The sequence below is a fragment of the Microcystis sp. LE19-131.1A genome (assembly GCF_027532015.1).
In the GTDB taxonomy this organism is placed as follows: Bacteria; Cyanobacteriota; Cyanobacteriia; order Cyanobacteriales; family Microcystaceae; genus Microcystis; species Microcystis ichthyoblabe_A.
This window is the reverse complement of the sequence record NZ_JAPZSS010000001.1, coordinates 1-14,703: the sequence shown is the minus strand read 5'-3', so window position 1 is coordinate 14,703 and position 14,703 is coordinate 1. Positions and strand designations below refer to the sequence as shown.

Below are 14,703 nucleotides of genomic sequence, written 5' to 3'. Positions count from 1 at the left end.
AAAATCGGCTTCCTTAAACTTATTGTATAATTTGAGTAGAAATCTAGAAGCGTTATCGAAAAAAACACAGGAGGATAGGGAGTTTATTATGCGTTTAGCTCCACTTTACCAACAGGATAGGGAACAAGCGGTTCAAGAGGGTGTACAGCAAGGTATTCAACAAGGAAGACAACAGGGAGAAGCGTATTTACTCCTCCGTCAACTTCAGCGACGTTTCGGTGAAATACCCCAGAATCTACAAGAAACTATCCGTAACCTTCCTGTGGAGCGCTTAGAAGACTTAGGACTCGCTTTATTGGACTTTAACACTTTGACGGATTTAGAAAACTGGTTGCATCCGTGAACAATAGCGATCTCGCGTAGCGAGCGCGTTGCGAGCGCATTACCCATCCCTGATTATTCTATCGTCAAGGGGTCCACATCGATCGCCATACTTACCTTGGGTAAAACTAAGCTTTTTAGGGGAAGAAAAAGACGACCGATATCAGCCTTTTCTCCCGATAATTTTAACAGAATTTGCCAGCGATAACGGTTAGCCACGCGCATAATTGTTGCGGGTGCAGGTCCCAAAATATCCCAATCGGAACCGAAATTATTAACACATTCCTCTGCGACATTTTCAGCACTTTTCTGCACTGCTTCCCCATCTAAACCACTAAAGCGAATTAAGACTAAACTGCCGTAGGGAGGATAATTTAAACCCTCTCTCTGCATTAATTCCGTCTCGACAAAACCCTCATAATCGTGGGTTTGCACTGCTCTAATCACGGGATGTTCGGGGGTATAGGTTTGGATAATTACCTTTCCTTCTGTTTCTCCCCTTCCTGCTCTCCCTGCTACTTGGGTGAGGGTTTGAAAAGCGCGTTCGGAGGCGCGATAATCGGAGTGATAAAGTAAACCATCGGCTGCCATTACTCCTACTAGGGTAACTCGCTCTATATCTAATCCTTTGGTGAGCATTTGGGTTCCGACTAAGACATCAAACTCACCATCAGTAAATTTTTTTAATAGTTCCCGGGGAGCATTTTTGTTGCGGGTGGTATCACTATCAAAACGCAAGCAGCGCAAATCAGGAAATTCTTTGCTTAATTCTTGGGTGACTCGCTGAGTGCCAGTACCGAAAAATTTTAGATAGGGAGAACCGCATTCAGGACATTGTTTCGGATGGATGCGACCATAGTTGCAGTAGTGACAGCGGAGTAATTCTTGCGCTCCCGGTTCGGTGTGATGGTAGGAGAGAGAGACATCACAGTGGGGACACTCCAGCACATAACCGCAACTTCGACAAGATACAAAGGTACTATGTCCCCGGCGGCTGACGAATAAAATTGCCTGTTCTCCCTTGTCGCGCAGGGTTTCCAGAGATGAACGCAGGGATTGACTAAAGAGGGAACGATTGCCTCGCTGCAATTCCCGTCGCATATCGACGATTTCCACCCGCGGTAAGGGGCGATTTTGGATGCGATCGGGCAAAGATAGGTAAAGACGGGGATTAACTTGGGATTCTAGCCATGTTTCTAGGGATGGCGTGGCCGAGCCTAAAATTACGGGACAATGGTTTAATTGAGAGCGCCATTTAGCCACGGTACGCGCGTGATAGGTGGGAAGTAATTGACTTTGTTTAAAGCTGCTATCGTGTTCTTCATCGAGGATAATCATCCCTAGATGGGGTAAAGGAGCAAAAATCGCCGATCTCGTCCCGATAATAACTTGCGGGGTTCCTGTCAACATCTGTCGCCAAGTATCGTATCTTTCTCCTTCCGAGAGGGCGCTATGATAAACATAGACTCGATCGCCAAAACGGGCCACAAAGCGATCGGTTAGTTGCGGTGTTAATCCAATTTCGGGGACTAAAACCAAGGCAGATTTACCCGCTGCTAGGACAGGTGCGATCGCCTGTAGATAGACTTCTGTTTTACCCGATCCCGTCACTCCGTGTAAGAGAGCGCTTTCACCACCTTTTAGGGTTTGAATGGCTTCTAAAGCTTGTTTTTGACTAGAAGTGAGTGTTTTTGGTTGATCCCTGCTCATAATCGCCGAGGATAAGCGCAGAAATTCTCGATCCTGAACAACTACATAACCCTTGTCAATCAGCGGTTTAAAATGTTTTGTCCCCGCAAGTTTTACCAATTCTGGCAGCCACATTTCTCCTCCCTGGTGGCGTAAAATTTCGAGAATTTTGCGCTGATTTTCGGTTAAATCCCTAGGAAAGTCGGTTATTAGCAGGGTAATGGCTTTTTTTTGTTTAATATTGGTACTTTTGGGTGCTTCTAGATAACTTTCTACCCAACCGCGCTTAACTAAGTCTCGGATACCGTAATTGGCATTTTTTACTTTTTCTTGCAGGTATTTCGCCGAATAATCGCCTTCTTTTTGATTTTTGAGCAGGGATAAAATCTGACGGGAGAGGGGAGTACAAAAAACTTCGGCACCGGGGGGAATCGCTGCTGGTTTTAATCTGATGCGACGTTGGGAACTTCGCAGTAAACCCGTAGGTAAAGCGACGCGAACAACGGTGATTAAATCTGTTGCGTAGTATTGGGCGATTTTCGTCAATAACTGCCAATAATTATCGGGAAAAAACCCCTTAGCAATCACATCTTCCACGGGACGAATTTGATTTTCTTCTAGTCCTGCGGGCAAATTTTCGAGAAATCTAAGAGCAATTCCCCCAATTACCTGAGAACCGAAGGGAACGCTTAAAATATCGCCAATTTCTACCGTTAAATCCGGGGGGATACTATAGGTTAATATTTGCTGATCCTCTTGACTATCTCTAGGATAAGGCCGATCGACCAAAACCTCTAACCACGGTTGTCTAGTTGTGGTTAATTGGTAAGGTGTGCGAGGTTCCGCTACAGTTAGAGTAGCATGGCGATCGAGCATGGTTATCAGTTATCAGTTATCAGTTATCAGTTATCAGTGGCAAGTGGCAAGTGGGGAGAATGAGGTATTTAAATTATAGTTTAAAGCTTGAGGGCTCTCCCAGGTTTGGTGGGTAAAATGTATTCTAAGATACATTCCTCCTAGCGAGGGGGTGGAACGAACCACAAAGACACAAAGGACACAAAGATCGATCGATCCTATGTAAGTTAAACTTATCACACAGAACCTAGAAGAGCCGCTTGAGGGGAATAAAAATAGCTAATTTTCTCTAAAAACAGTTTAAATATTGCTTTTTTGTCCACAAATTCAGTTATCAGTGGCAAGTGGCAAGTGGGAAGTGGGGAGATCACTGCGTGCGCGTTGCGGGGGAAGAATGGGGTATTTAAATTATAGTTTAAAGGTTGAGGGGAATAAAACCAGTTAATTTTCTCTAAAAACAGTTTAAATATTGCTTTTTTGCTCACAAATTTTGATTTTTAGCCCGTGAAGTCTGCCCAAATGATAATCATTGACTATTAGCTATTGAATTAAAGCATAGTTAGTCAAAAGTTGAGAATAGTTCTCAATAGAAAAAGCAAAGAATAGTCATAAAAAGCTGACTGCTATCTTGATTGTTAAGAAGCGTGATCTTTACCTAGTCAAATACTAAAAACCTTAGTTAGAGTGTATAAGTGGAAACCCTGAAAGTCTCCCCTATTCACCAGAAAATCTGATTATCTGGTTGAGCGATTTGTAACAATCCACACAGAAGCGCCTAATTATATCCCAGAAATGGCCGCCATTAATTAAGAAAACGTTTAAAAAATCTGCTCCCCGAAAATTCAATGTAACAATCAGCCCATTGGGAGAAACTGAGTTTTTCCCCGCTATTATAACCCCACTCCATCCATAACTGCTTATGAAAATCTCTAAACTAGCCGCTGATGATAATTTTAATCAAATCATTGCCCTGGAGACAAATCCTTTAGAACTGGACAGCGTGGATTTTAATGAAAGAACTGACGAGGATATGACTGAATCTTTACCGGAAACCCTAAAAAACACTCGTGGGAGTAGTGGAACGGGATACGATAAAGGCAGCAATGAAGATACTGTTGGCGCATTTTTTAAAGAAATGGCTCGTTATCCCCTGCTTAGTGCGGAAGAAGAAATTGAATTAGCCTACTCGGTTAAGTTTCTCATGGAAGCGGAAGAAGTACGCCAAAAACTGCAAGAAAATTTACATCGTCCCCCGACGAAAACAGAATGGGCGATCGCTTTAGAATTAGATAATGAACGTCAACTGGAAAACCGTCTTTATCGCGGAAGAACAGCTAAACGGAAGATGATTCGTTCTAATTTGCGCTTGGTGGTTTCTATCGCTAAACGCTATTTAAATCGCGGGGTTCCTTTCTTAGATTTAATTCAAGAAGGTGCGATCGGACTCAACCGTGCGGCCGAAAAATTCGATCCTAATAAAGGTTATAAATTCTCTACCTATGCTTATTGGTGGATTCGACAAGCAATCACCCGCACTATTGCTAACGATGCGCGAACAATTCGTTTACCGATTCACATTGTCGAAAAACTCAATAAACTCAAAAAAGCGCAGCGCATTCTCAAGCAAGATTTACAGCGCAATCCCAATGAACGGGAACTTGCGGAAGCGTTAGAAATAACTCCCGAACAATTGCGGCAATTATTACAATTGCGTCGTCAATCTCTCTCTTTAAATCATCGTGTAGGGAAGGGAGAAGATACGGAATTAGTGGATCTTTTGGAAGATGATGATCTACAACTTCCCGAAGATAAAATGAATGAGATGATGATGCGTCAAGAAATTTTCGCAGTTTTAAGTGATGTTCTCACGGAACGGGAAAAAGATGTTATCTCCCTCCGTTATGGTTTAGCTACCAGTCAACCCTATACCCTAGAGGAAGTGGGGGGAATGTTCAATTTATCTCGCGAACGAGTACGTCAAATTCAAACTAAAGCGATGCGAAAATTACGTCGTCCTCAAGTCGCACGTCGTCTGAAAGGATGGTTACATTAATAACTTTTTCTAACTCGTTCTCTTCTCTCTCCTTTTTCTTGGAGAGCTTTTTTTGTCGATATTTAGCTTAAAATTAAGATCAAGCTGATTTTCTCAGTAGATAGTCATAATACCTATGAACCGACATCTCCAACAGAAAGTGAAAACGGGAAAATATCAATCTCCAGAAAATCATCCTCTCATGGATGGAGAAACTTTTGTCACTGAAATTATTCATCGTTTTCAAAAATAGGTGATTATGTCATAAATATACTTGCTAGTCAGTATTTGAGTACAACAGGTAATTTTTCAGATATTTTTTCTAGTTCTCAATAAAATCAAATTATGTCTAAAAATTCTTGGTTAATTCCCGATAATATTTATTTTCTCAACCATGGTTCCTATGGTGCAACCCCTAAAATAGTCTTGGATTATCAGCAACAATTGCGGGAACGAATGGAAAGGCAACCCTTAGCATTTTTGGGGAGAGAATTAGAGGGTTTATTAGATATTGCTAGGCAAAAATTAGCAGATTTAGTCAGCGTAAATAGCGATGATTTAGTCTTTGTTCCCAATGCAACCACAGCAGTGAATGCGGTGTTAAATTCCTTAACTTTTCAGGAAAATGAGGAAATTCTGATCACCGATCAGACCTATAATGCTTGTGCTAATGCAGTTAAACATATAGCTAAAAGATGGGGTTTAAAGGTAATTATCGCTAAAATTCCCTTTCCTGTACAGTCTCCTTTAGAAATTAGTCAAGCAATTTTAGCATCTGTTTCTCCTCGGACAAAATTAGTAGTTTTAGATCATGTCACCAGTCCCACGGCCTTAATTTGGCCAATCGCAGAAATTGTGCAAGAATTAAATAATCGGGGTATTGATACTCTCATCGATGGCGCTCATGCTTTAGGTTTTTTACCCCTTAATATCGGGGCAATTAATCCCACCTATTATACTGCTAATTGTCATAAGTGGTTATGTAGTCCCAAGGGGGCTGCTTTTCTCTATGTGCGCGGGGATAAACAGGCAATAATTCGACCTTTAACTATTAGCCATGGGGCTAATTCTCCTCGACAAGATCGTTCCCGTTTTCAGTTAGAATTTGCTTGGATGGGAACCGATGATCCCAGCGCTTATTTATCAGTGCCAAAAGCGATCGAGTTTTTAAATTCTCTCTCTATTGATGGTTTACTGGGTCTGATGGCGAGGAATCATAATTTGGTTTTAAAAGCCAGAAATTTGCTTTGTCATGCCTTGCAGGTCAATTATCCCTGTCCAGAATCAATGATCGGATCGATGTCCTCAATTCTAATTCCTAGTTATGCTTGGATAGCAGAAGATTTATCCAGACAACTGTGGGAAAAATATCAGATTGAAGTGCCGATAATTCCCTGGGGAGAAGCATCATTAATTGTGAGGATTTCTGCTCACTACTATAATTCGATCGAGCAGTATGAATATTTAGCCGGGGTTTTAAATTACTTGCTATTGGAGCCAAGATAAGCTGGGAGAGAGGAGCATCGGAGCAGGGGAAAAAATCCATAACTGAGTTTTTAAAGTTGAATTGGGAGTTAATAACGGACTTGCTATGAGAACCGATAATTGGGCTAAAATGCCTCTTGGAGCATGGTTTCCTTGAGCATTTCTAAACCTTTTTTCACCCGACGGGAGACGGTAACAATACTAATGCCTAATTGTTCGGCGGTTTCCCGTTGAGTAAGATCTTTAAGGAAGACAAATTCGAGAATATAACGGGTTTTCTCTTCTAATTGAGCCAGTGCCTGTTGTAAACGAATGCGATCCTCTTGACAAAGTTGAAAGCTGCGATAACCGGGATCGGGAACGATGTCTTTTAAACAGGTGTTATTATCTTCATCGTTATTAACCGTCGCATCGAGACTAAGAGGTTCACGGTTTTGGAAAGCCAGTTTTACCTCTTGCCATTCTTCGATCGAAATATTTAAAGCGAGGGAGATTTCCGTATCATTGGGTTGACGATTGTGGATAGTTTGGAAGTCCCGACGCATATTTGTCGCTTGTCTGCCTAAATCTAACCAACGACGAGGAATGCGAACTGTGTAACCTTTATCGCGCAGATAGTGTTGAATCTCGCCACGAATATAGGGAATAGCGAAGGAACTAAAAGCATGACCTTTGCTGCTGTCAAAACGTTTGATCGCCCGAATTAGTCCCATACAGCCAACCTGCACTAAATCTTCGTAATTTTCATGGCATTGATTGACCCAATGATGAGCTTCCCTTCTGACTAATCCTAGGTTTAACCGGATAATTTGATCCCGAAACTTATTATCCCCTGTTTTTTGGTATTTTTGAAACAGGGTAAGAGTTTCTAGTTTAAGATTTTCTTTATTTAGGCCAGACATAGGACGTTAACAGACTTAAAAAATCATTGACTATAAAAGCTCACTATTGCATAGCTCTGACAAATCCCAATACAGTCTAGATTGGAAGCGGCAAGCAATGGCAACAATGTAACTTACTACAATCTTGATCGTACGGTCTTTACATAAAGGCTTGTGTGATTTCAAGCAGTCAAGGCAGTATTTAAAGACACAAGTGAGCTAAAACGCTGGTAATTAGGGTTGGCTGAAAAAGTTGTTCCTAGAGGCAGGGTGTGGGGTGTGGGGAAGTGGGGAAGTGGGGTGTGAATTTGGCTCTACCGAACCTGTTATGTAAAACTATCAACAACTTATGATTGTAAAGCTTGTACACTAAGGCTTTGAGTTTTTGTTAAATTGATATTTATCAACTTTAGAGCATTGCTGTGCAGAGAGTGAGCTTGAGGAATTTTCTACAGTGTAAGTTCGGAAGAACCGTGAATTTTACCCCCGAAAAGTCTTAATCCAACAAGGTTTTTAGATTTATTCAGCCAACCCTATCTAGAAAACTAGAACTCGAACAAAGGTAAACTCCGATCCTTATTTTTCGGCAATTTCGCCAGTAAACCTAAATGTTCATAGGCAGCCGCTGTCACTACGCGGCCCCGGGGAGTACGATGAAGATAACCTATTTGTAATAAATAAGGCTCATACACCTCCTCAATCGTCTTGGCATCTTCTCCCGTGGCTGCCGCTACCGCTTCCAATCCCACGGGTTTGCCTTGAAACTGTTCGATCATCGTCTTTAATACTAATCGATCGGTCCAATCTAAACCCATAGAATCCACATTTAATTGATTTAATCCCTCAGCGGCTAACTGGGGGGTGATAATAGTTTCTCCCTTCACCTGCACATAGTCGCGCACCCGTTTTAATAAACGATTGGCAATGCGTGGAGTTCCCCGACTGCGACGGGAAATTTCGATCGCACCTGCTTCAGTCATGGGAATATTAAAAATAGTGGCACTTCTGAGCATAATTGCTGTCAATTCCTCGACCGTATAGAAACGCAGACGTTGAATCATGCCAAAACGATCGCGTAAAGGCGCAGTTAAAGAGCCAACTTTGGTAGTAGCACCGATTAAAGTAAAGGGAGGCAGGGAAATACTGCGAATTTTCGCTGCTTGACCCTTACCAATCGTCACATCTAGGCGATAATCCTCCATAGCTGGGTATAATAACTCCTCCGTCACCCGATTCAGTCGATGAATTTCGTCGATAAAAAGAATATCCCGGGGTTGAAGATTGATCAGGATGCCGGTAATGTCCCGGGGACGCTCTAAAGCGGGGGCGGCAGTAATGCGGCAATTTACTCCCATCTCAGCCGCTAAAATTAAAGCCATGGTGGTTTTGCCTAACCCCGGCGGTCCGTAGAAGAGCAAATGATCGATCGCTTCTTGTCTAGCTTTGGCCGCGGCGATGGTGACTTTTAGATTAGCCTTTAAGTCCTGTTGACCGATATAATCCTCTAGGGATTGTGGACGAATCTGCGCTTCTGCTTTTTCCGTTTCTTCTATAGTGGGATTGGGAGTGAGCAGATTTTCCTCGGCTGCCGGGGGGGAATTGTGCGATCGTTTGATGGCCATTGTTACAATCAAGAGTCTAGGATATGTTAGCGAAGCGGATTTTGCCTTGTTTGGATGTCAATAAAGGTCGGGTAGTTAAAGGGGTTAATTTTGTCAATCTTCAGGATGCTGGCGACCCCGTGGAGTTAGCTCGCTTGTATAATCAGGCAGGGGCTGATGAGTTGGTTTTTCTTGATATTACTGCTACCCATGAAGATCGCGACACGATTATTGATGTAGTCTATCGCACGGCGGAACAGGTTTTTATTCCTCTGACCGTGGGGGGGGGCATCCAATCCTTAGAAAATATTAAAAATTTGTTAAGAGCCGGGGCCGATAAAGTCAGCATTAACTCGGCTGCCGTGCGCGAGCCGGAATTGCTCGATCGAGCCAGCGATCGCTTTGGTAAACAGTGTATTGTGGTGGCGATCGATGCTAGACGACGCAAGGATGTGCATAACCCCGGTTGGGAGGTTTATGTTCGGGGTGGACGGGAAAATACGGGTATTGATGCTTTATTATGGGCCAAAGAAGTGGAAAAACGCGGGGCGGGTGAGTTGTTAGTTACCAGTATGGATGCTGACGGCACGCAAGCGGGTTACGATCTGGCCTTGACAAAAGCGATCGCAGAAAGGGTGGAGATTCCTGTGATTGCCTCTGGAGGAGCAGGTAATTGTCAGCATATCTACGAAGCATTGACGGAAGGCCGAGCAGAAGCGGCTTTATTGGCTTCTTTGCTCCATTATGGTCAATTAACTATCGCTGAGGTCAAAAATTATCTGCAAAATCACCAAGTCCCCGTGCGTTAGCTAGGGAAAATGAGAGCAAGATTTACAGAACTTAATCTGGTGATTGAGTCGCTTTTCCCCAGAAAAGGATTTCTTCAGGCTGCAAACCAAGAAGAGCAAAATTTAGACCTATTACTTAAAGTCAATGGCTGACGGCTGACAGCCGCGATCGAGCAACCAGCAAAAAATCCCTTTTTTAACTTCCCTCCGATTATCCCTCCAGAAAATTATGTATTAGAATAGAAGAAAGTTAACAAAATTTAAAATATGTTAGTTCCGATTCTCATCTTTGACCTCGGTCTTGTGGCTTGGTCATTGCATCTGATGCAGCAAGCGTTCGACAGGCAAGAGTTTTCCTTGATGCTGGCGGGAACCTTGGTGGCAGCAGCGGCAGCGGCTATGTTAGTAGTTTATTTCCTCATGGGCCACTGTTTAACCTATTTAACCCAAATTTCGGCTGCTGTCTAAATGGAGGCGATTGTTTCAACATTGTCTTATCAGCGATCGCATTGTGAGGGACAAATTTTTTTCTCGTCACCCCTTGACAAAGTAATTCTATTTAAGCTATATTCAAAAATGGTCTTCGCGGGGTTATAGCTCAGTTGGTAGAGCACCTCAATGGCATTGAGGGGGTCAGCGGTTCGAATCCGCTTAGCTCCATACAGTTAAGATAAGAGTTTCAGGGTTACTGGAGCTAGAAAAGTGGCGAGGAGATGGTAGATTGAAAGAGGATTTCTGGTTGGAAAAGTCTCTTTTTACCTCGATACTCTCTCAGGACAAAATTAATGATAGAGCTTTTTAAGCAACTACCTCGTTGGTTGCGGCTAAGTCTGGTTTTTCCGCTTTTATTTCTCAATGGTTGGTTATTATTCCAATTATTTAGCTATCTAGAACCCTTAGTCAGTATTTTTGTCACTGCTAGTTTACTAGCTTTTGTCTTAGATGTTCCCATCAAACTACTGCAAAGACGCGGGGTTAATCGCAGTGGTTCGGTCGCTATTGTCTTTTTAATTGCCCTATTAATTTTGAGCGTTTTAGGTTTAATTTTAATTCCCCAGATTGTCGAACAATTAAGCAGTTTAATCAATAGTTTGCCCCAGTGGATCGAGTCGGGAACCGAACAGATACAAAATTTAGAAAAGTGGGATAAAACTCAGAAATATGCGATTTATATCGAGCAATCAATCACCCAGTTATCGGAACGACTAACTAACGTTTTACAAACTCTTAGCACTCAATTACTGAGCTTTGTGCTGGGAACTATCAACAGTATCCTAAATATTCTCTTTGTTCTGGTTCTAACTGTCTTTCTGGTTCTCTATGGCGAACAAATTTGGGAGGGAATTTTAAGCTGGATTCCTGCTCCCTGGAATCTCAAATTAAGAACTATTATTCGTCAAACTTTTGAAACCTATTTTGCTGGTCAAACCATTTTAGCGGGAATTCTCAGCCTGGCTCAAATTTTTGTTTTTGTCATTCTCAAGGTCGATTATGCCCTATTATTCGGGGTGGCGATCGGTCTAACTACATTAATTCCTTTTGCCAGTGCCTTTACCATTATTGGCATTAGTACCCTACTAATGTTTCAAGATTTTTGGTTAGGGTTAAAAGTTTTGACCCTGACTATTATTGTCGGTCAAATTAATGATAATGTCATCGCCCCTCGGCTAATGGGAGGTATGATAGGACTTAATCCCGTCTGGATTATTCTATCTCTTTTTATCGGTGGCAAAGTGGCAGGAATTCTCGGTTTATTGATAGCAGTTCCCATCGCTAGTGTGCTGAAAAGTACCATCGATATCATCCGCTCACAGCAGCGGGAAAAAGAACCGGTAGTTATCCTAGAAGAAACGGTGAAAAATTCCTCGGAGGAGAGCAAATAATAATAAATCCTGTTTTTTCAGTGATCAGTGAACAGTAATGAGTGAATTGAAAACTCACATCTGCTAACTGCTAACTGATAACTGCTAACTGATAACTGTTATGAGCGGCTAATTTCTTCGAGAATAGCCATCGCTTCTGTCACCCTATCCCTAGGGATAAATAAATGATCGTGATAATAACCAGAAATGACATTGACGCTAATTGCCGCTTCGGACAGTTTCTCACTAATCACCGCTAAAAATCCCACCGCCGCTAAACTAGAATGCACAGAAAGAGTAATTTGTCTATAAATATATTTGTACTGTAAATTCTTGCGATCGGCTTGCTGACGGGGAATAATCACCGTTATTCCTTCCTCTTCCCGAAATTGGCAGATAGGGGTTAATTGTAGCTGTTCCAGTCCTGTTGCTGTGAGGGAAGAGAAAACGAATTCTTCAGTATTTAGGATTGGTTTCAGGGATTGGAGCAGAATATCGAGGTTAGTTTCGCCTTCCTCGGGTTTTTCTGGCGATTTTTTCGCCGCATCCATACACTGATTAGCGGCAGCGTCAGCCACACTATTTTTAGCTCGTTCAATCCAGCGCCAGCTAATGCGATCGAATTGGGTGACTAATTGACAAGCACGCTGATAAAAGGGACGTAAACTATCGCTTTTTACCTTCCAGTCTCCCTTAACTTGATTGATGACTAATTGACTGTCTCCCCGAATTTCTAGGCTTTTTAAGCCTAATTCTTGGGCTTTTTCCAATCCAATAATCAATCCTGTGTATTCAGCCTCGTTATTAGTGGCTCTCTCCATATATCTACTCGTAGTCAAGGAATTACCCTCGGCTAAAACTATTACCGCTGCACCGGCTGCTCTCCCCGGATTGCCGCGAGAACCACCATCAAAATAGAGAACTGCTGAATTATCGGTTTTTTGAGCTTTTTTATCCATAATTTTCGTCAATAAATCTTGGTATCTCCATTTTTATCCCTTTGACAATTGTAGGCGGTAGCGATTCCGGGATCGGCAAAGCGGACAAGCAAAATTTTAGCCGATCGCCGCTACCGGATAACTTTTTTTCTGCAAGTTATTGATAATAATTTGCAGTTGTTGGTTATACTGAGAACATCAGCCTAGAGTTATATTGCTAATAGTTCTCAATTAAAAGCCCCATGAGTATAGACAAATGGCCATCGAAAGGTGAGAAAATCTTCAATCTTAGTGCTTGGGATCCCTGGCAGGTTTACCACCAGATGCAAGCCCTAAACATTGAATGTCAATGCTCGCTCCATCAGCTTTTGCCGGTTCGCATTGATGCCTCCGCTCAACTTTTATAGCTGTGGATTGTCCTGCGACAGGTGGAGGCCTCCCGAGGCTGTTTAATCCCTTGGCTGGAAACCTGTTGGCAAGCATAATCCTTGAGAAAAATTAGCAATCTAAGAGTAAAAAGTGAGAAAGTATGTCAAAATCTGCAACTACCATGATTCCCTTTCAAGTGGTCGGTCAATTCCTCGGTTTTGTCCTCAAGGACGGATATAAGGTAAAATACCTGAGAATCAGTGTTGATAAACGGGAATATTGGTTTAAGCCTGAAAAAACACTGCGAGACCACATACCTCTCAATATTGCTCTCCACTCATGGCTAAAAGTGACGGGAGAAAGTAGTCTTTGTTCAAAAAAGGGAAAATTAAAACTGAGGGTACTAGGGATTGAGCATTTATCCGGCGAAAAAACCCCAGAAGTCACCCCGGCAAAAGCGAAAAAAGCCACCGTCTTAATCTGTCAGAAGTCCGATTGTTGGAAAAATGGCGGTGCGAGAGTCTGCCAAAGGTTAGAGAGTAGTTTAGAGGAAAAAGGACTGGGAGAAGCGGTGAATATTAAATTAACCGGCTGTTTAAAACAGTGCAAAAAAGGCCCGAATCTGGTGGTTATGCCCGATAAAAAGCATTATAATCAGGTAGCTCCCCAAGATGTCCCCTCCCTAATCGAGCGGCATTTTGCCACTTCTGAGCAAGGGAAGAGCCTATCAGTTTAACTAGAAATTTAATCGGCGATCGCTATTGACAAACGATCTTTTTTGTGTATCAAAGGGACGAAGTGCCTAAAATTGTAATAAATTAGGGATAGAAAAAGTCAATTCTTGCCGCCGATAATTTATGACTGCTGCCACTGCAACCTTGTTAATTTCTTGTCCCGACCAGATTGGTCTGGTGGCGAAAATCGCTAATTTTATCTACGCTAATGGCGGCAATATTATCCACGCCGACCAACACACGGATTTTTCGGCAGGATTGTTCCTGATGCGGATAGAATGGCAATTAGAGGGGTTTAATTTACCCCGTGGGATGATCGAACCAGCTTTCGCCGCTATTGCCAAACCTTTGCAGGCTAGTTGGTCCTTACATTTTTCCGATACTGTCCCGCGTCTAGCTATTTGGGTGACAAAACAGGATCATTGTCTCCTCGATTTATTATGGCGACAACAGGCGGGAGAAATTAGGGCAGAAATTCCTTTAATTATTAGCAATCATCGAGAATTACAATCAGTTGCCAATCAATTCGGTATTGAGTTTCATCATCTTCCCATTACCGCCGAAACCAAGATTGAACAGGAAGCCAGACAATTAGAGTTACTGCGGGAATACCGGATAGATTTAGTAATTTTAGCTAAATATATGCAGGTTCTCACCCCAGATTTTATTAACTTTTTTCCCAATATTATCAATATTCATCATTCTTTTTTACCGGCTTTTGCGGGAGCTAATCCCTATCAACGGGCCTACGATCGAGGGGTAAAAATTATTGGAGCCACCGCCCATTATATCACTGCCGATCTCGATCAGGGGCCAATTATCGAGCAGGATGTGGTCAGAGTTAGTCATCGCGATACCGTGGGAGATTTAATTCGTCAAGGTAAGGATTTAGAAAGGGTGGTGTTAGCGCGAGCGGTACGTTTACACTTGCAAAATCGCGTTTTAGTTTACGCTAATCGCACGGTAGTATTCGCTTAAGGTTGCTAGGGTAAGCTCATCTAAAATGGTAAGTACCTAGGCAAAATTAATTACATACTCGCCTCCAAAATTGTCCAGCACTTTTTTAACGTAAGCGAGGAGGCTCTTTCGGTCTTTATAGGCGCTAAATTCAATCCATTCATATTTTAAAAATCGACCTAATATTTCAA

14 protein-coding genes, 1 tRNA gene and 1 pseudogene are annotated in these 14,703 nt (G+C 42.4%); 10 read left to right on the top strand and 6 right to left on the bottom strand.

Annotated features, from left to right (window positions below; all coding sequences use genetic code 11):
• A partial coding sequence (locus O9323_RS00075; RefSeq protein ID WP_288124499.1) for a DUF4351 domain-containing protein occupies window positions 1-343 on the top strand: 343 nt, incomplete at its 5' end.
• Between the two features lie 53 nt (window positions 344-396).
• Here the strand turns inward: O9323_RS00075 and priA are convergent.
• Both priA and O9323_RS00065 read right to left on the bottom strand, forming a co-directional pair.
• Window positions 397-2,886 (bottom strand): primosomal protein N', encoded by a 2,490-nt coding sequence (priA, locus tag O9323_RS00070; protein ID WP_288124498.1) that lies wholly within the window; start codon window positions 2,884-2,886, stop codon window positions 397-399.
• A 33-nt stretch (window positions 2,887-2,919) separates the two neighbouring features.
• Complete coding sequence (locus O9323_RS00065) at window positions 2,920-3,105, bottom strand: hypothetical protein (RefSeq protein WP_288124497.1); 186 nt, start codon at window positions 3,103-3,105, stop codon at window positions 2,920-2,922.
• Between the two features lie 679 nt (window positions 3,106-3,784).
• On the opposite strand from O9323_RS00065, the gene O9323_RS00060 reads away from it, so the two are divergent.
• Window positions 3,785-4,918, top strand: coding sequence for an RNA polymerase sigma factor, RpoD/SigA family (locus O9323_RS00060; protein ID WP_002739077.1), 1,134 nt, complete (start codon window positions 3,785-3,787; stop codon window positions 4,916-4,918).
• Window positions 4,919-5,242: 324 nt separating this feature from the next.
• Window positions 5,243-6,403 carry an aminotransferase class V-fold PLP-dependent enzyme gene (locus O9323_RS00055; protein ID WP_288124496.1) on the top strand — a complete coding sequence of 387 codons (1,161 nt, stop codon included), beginning with the start codon at window positions 5,243-5,245 and terminating at the stop codon, window positions 6,401-6,403.
• A 104-nt stretch (window positions 6,404-6,507) separates the two neighbouring features.
• Here the strand turns inward: O9323_RS00055 and O9323_RS00050 are convergent, their stop codons facing one another.
• Window positions 6,508-7,284 (bottom strand): RNA polymerase sigma factor SigF, encoded by a 777-nt coding sequence (locus O9323_RS00050; RefSeq protein ID WP_002755365.1) that lies wholly within the window; start codon window positions 7,282-7,284, stop codon window positions 6,508-6,510.
• Window positions 7,285-7,808: 524 nt separating this feature from the next.
• Window positions 7,809-8,885 (bottom strand): Holliday junction branch migration DNA helicase RuvB, encoded by a 1,077-nt coding sequence (ruvB, locus tag O9323_RS00045; protein WP_002755367.1) that lies wholly within the window; start codon window positions 8,883-8,885, stop codon window positions 7,809-7,811.
• Between the two features lie 23 nt (window positions 8,886-8,908).
• On the opposite strand from ruvB, the gene hisF reads away from it, so the two are divergent.
• From hisF to O9323_RS00025, 4 genes are all read left to right on the top strand, one after another.
• The gene (gene hisF, locus O9323_RS00040) at window positions 8,909-9,673 is read left to right on the top strand and encodes an imidazole glycerol phosphate synthase subunit HisF (protein WP_002755369.1); all 765 of its coding nucleotides are present in this window, start codon (window positions 8,909-8,911) and stop codon (window positions 9,671-9,673) included.
• A gap of 246 nt (window positions 9,674-9,919) precedes the next feature.
• On the top strand, window positions 9,920-10,120 hold the full coding sequence (locus O9323_RS00035; protein WP_002755370.1) for a hypothetical protein: 201 nt from the start codon (window positions 9,920-9,922) through the stop codon (window positions 10,118-10,120).
• Between the two features lie 119 nt (window positions 10,121-10,239).
• A tRNA-Ala gene (locus tag O9323_RS00030) sits at window positions 10,240-10,312 on the top strand.
• A 125-nt stretch (window positions 10,313-10,437) separates the two neighbouring features.
• Window positions 10,438-11,535, top strand: a complete 1,098-nt coding sequence (locus O9323_RS00025) for an AI-2E family transporter (RefSeq protein ID WP_002755379.1) — start codon at window positions 10,438-10,440, stop codon at window positions 11,533-11,535.
• Between the two features lie 98 nt (window positions 11,536-11,633).
• Here the strand turns inward: O9323_RS00025 and O9323_RS00020 are convergent, their stop codons facing one another.
• Window positions 11,634-12,473 (bottom strand): reverse transcriptase-like protein, encoded by an 840-nt coding sequence (locus O9323_RS00020; RefSeq protein WP_002755381.1) that lies wholly within the window; start codon window positions 12,471-12,473, stop codon window positions 11,634-11,636.
• Window positions 12,474-12,694: 221 nt separating this feature from the next.
• Between O9323_RS00020 and O9323_RS22460 the strand changes: the two genes are divergently transcribed.
• The 3 genes from O9323_RS22460 (at window position 12,695) to purU (ending at window position 14,533) form a co-directional block, all read left to right on the top strand.
• On the top strand, window positions 12,695-12,859 hold the full coding sequence (locus O9323_RS22460; protein ID WP_002738845.1) for an Asr1405/Asl0597 family protein: 165 nt from the start codon (window positions 12,695-12,697) through the stop codon (window positions 12,857-12,859).
• Window positions 12,860-12,981: 122 nt separating this feature from the next.
• Window positions 12,982-13,557, top strand: a complete 576-nt coding sequence (locus O9323_RS00015) for a (2Fe-2S) ferredoxin domain-containing protein (RefSeq protein ID WP_002744960.1) — start codon at window positions 12,982-12,984, stop codon at window positions 13,555-13,557.
• Window positions 13,558-13,678: 121 nt separating this feature from the next.
• Entirely contained in the window at window positions 13,679-14,533 is an 855-nt protein-coding gene (gene purU, locus O9323_RS00010; RefSeq protein WP_002755382.1) for a formyltetrahydrofolate deformylase, read from the top strand.
• Window positions 14,534-14,569: 36 nt separating this feature from the next.
• Here the strand turns inward: purU and O9323_RS00005 are convergent.
• Window positions 14,570-14,703 (bottom strand): annotated as a pseudogene (locus O9323_RS00005) (IS630-like element ISMae24 family transposase); the annotation flags it as partial.

Bases quoted from the DNA above. Each gene is read 5' to 3' on its own strand.
- O9323_RS22460 (WP_002738845.1), top strand. From the start codon at position 12,695: ATGAGTATAGACAAATGGCCATCGAAAGGTGAGAAAATCTTCAATCTT.
- O9323_RS00060 (WP_002739077.1), top strand. From the start codon at position 3,785: ATGAAAATCTCTAAACTAGCCGCTGATGATAATTTTAATCAAATCATT.
- priA (WP_288124498.1), bottom strand. From the start codon at position 2,886: ATGCTCGATCGCCATGCTACTCTAACTGTAGCGGAACCTCGCACACCT.
- hisF (WP_002755369.1), top strand. From the start codon at position 8,909: ATGTTAGCGAAGCGGATTTTGCCTTGTTTGGATGTCAATAAAGGTCGG.
- ruvB (WP_002755367.1), bottom strand. From the start codon at position 8,885: ATGGCCATCAAACGATCGCACAATTCCCCCCCGGCAGCCGAGGAAAAT.
- O9323_RS00050 (WP_002755365.1), bottom strand. From the start codon at position 7,284: ATGTCTGGCCTAAATAAAGAAAATCTTAAACTAGAAACTCTTACCCTG.
- O9323_RS00025 (WP_002755379.1), top strand. From the start codon at position 10,438: ATGATAGAGCTTTTTAAGCAACTACCTCGTTGGTTGCGGCTAAGTCTG.
- O9323_RS00015 (WP_002744960.1), top strand. From the start codon at position 12,982: ATGTCAAAATCTGCAACTACCATGATTCCCTTTCAAGTGGTCGGTCAA.
- purU (WP_002755382.1), top strand. From the start codon at position 13,679: ATGACTGCTGCCACTGCAACCTTGTTAATTTCTTGTCCCGACCAGATT.
- O9323_RS00055 (WP_288124496.1), top strand. From the start codon at position 5,243: ATGTCTAAAAATTCTTGGTTAATTCCCGATAATATTTATTTTCTCAAC.
- O9323_RS00035 (WP_002755370.1), top strand. From the start codon at position 9,920: ATGTTAGTTCCGATTCTCATCTTTGACCTCGGTCTTGTGGCTTGGTCA.
- O9323_RS00020 (WP_002755381.1), bottom strand. From the start codon at position 12,473: ATGGATAAAAAAGCTCAAAAAACCGATAATTCAGCAGTTCTCTATTTT.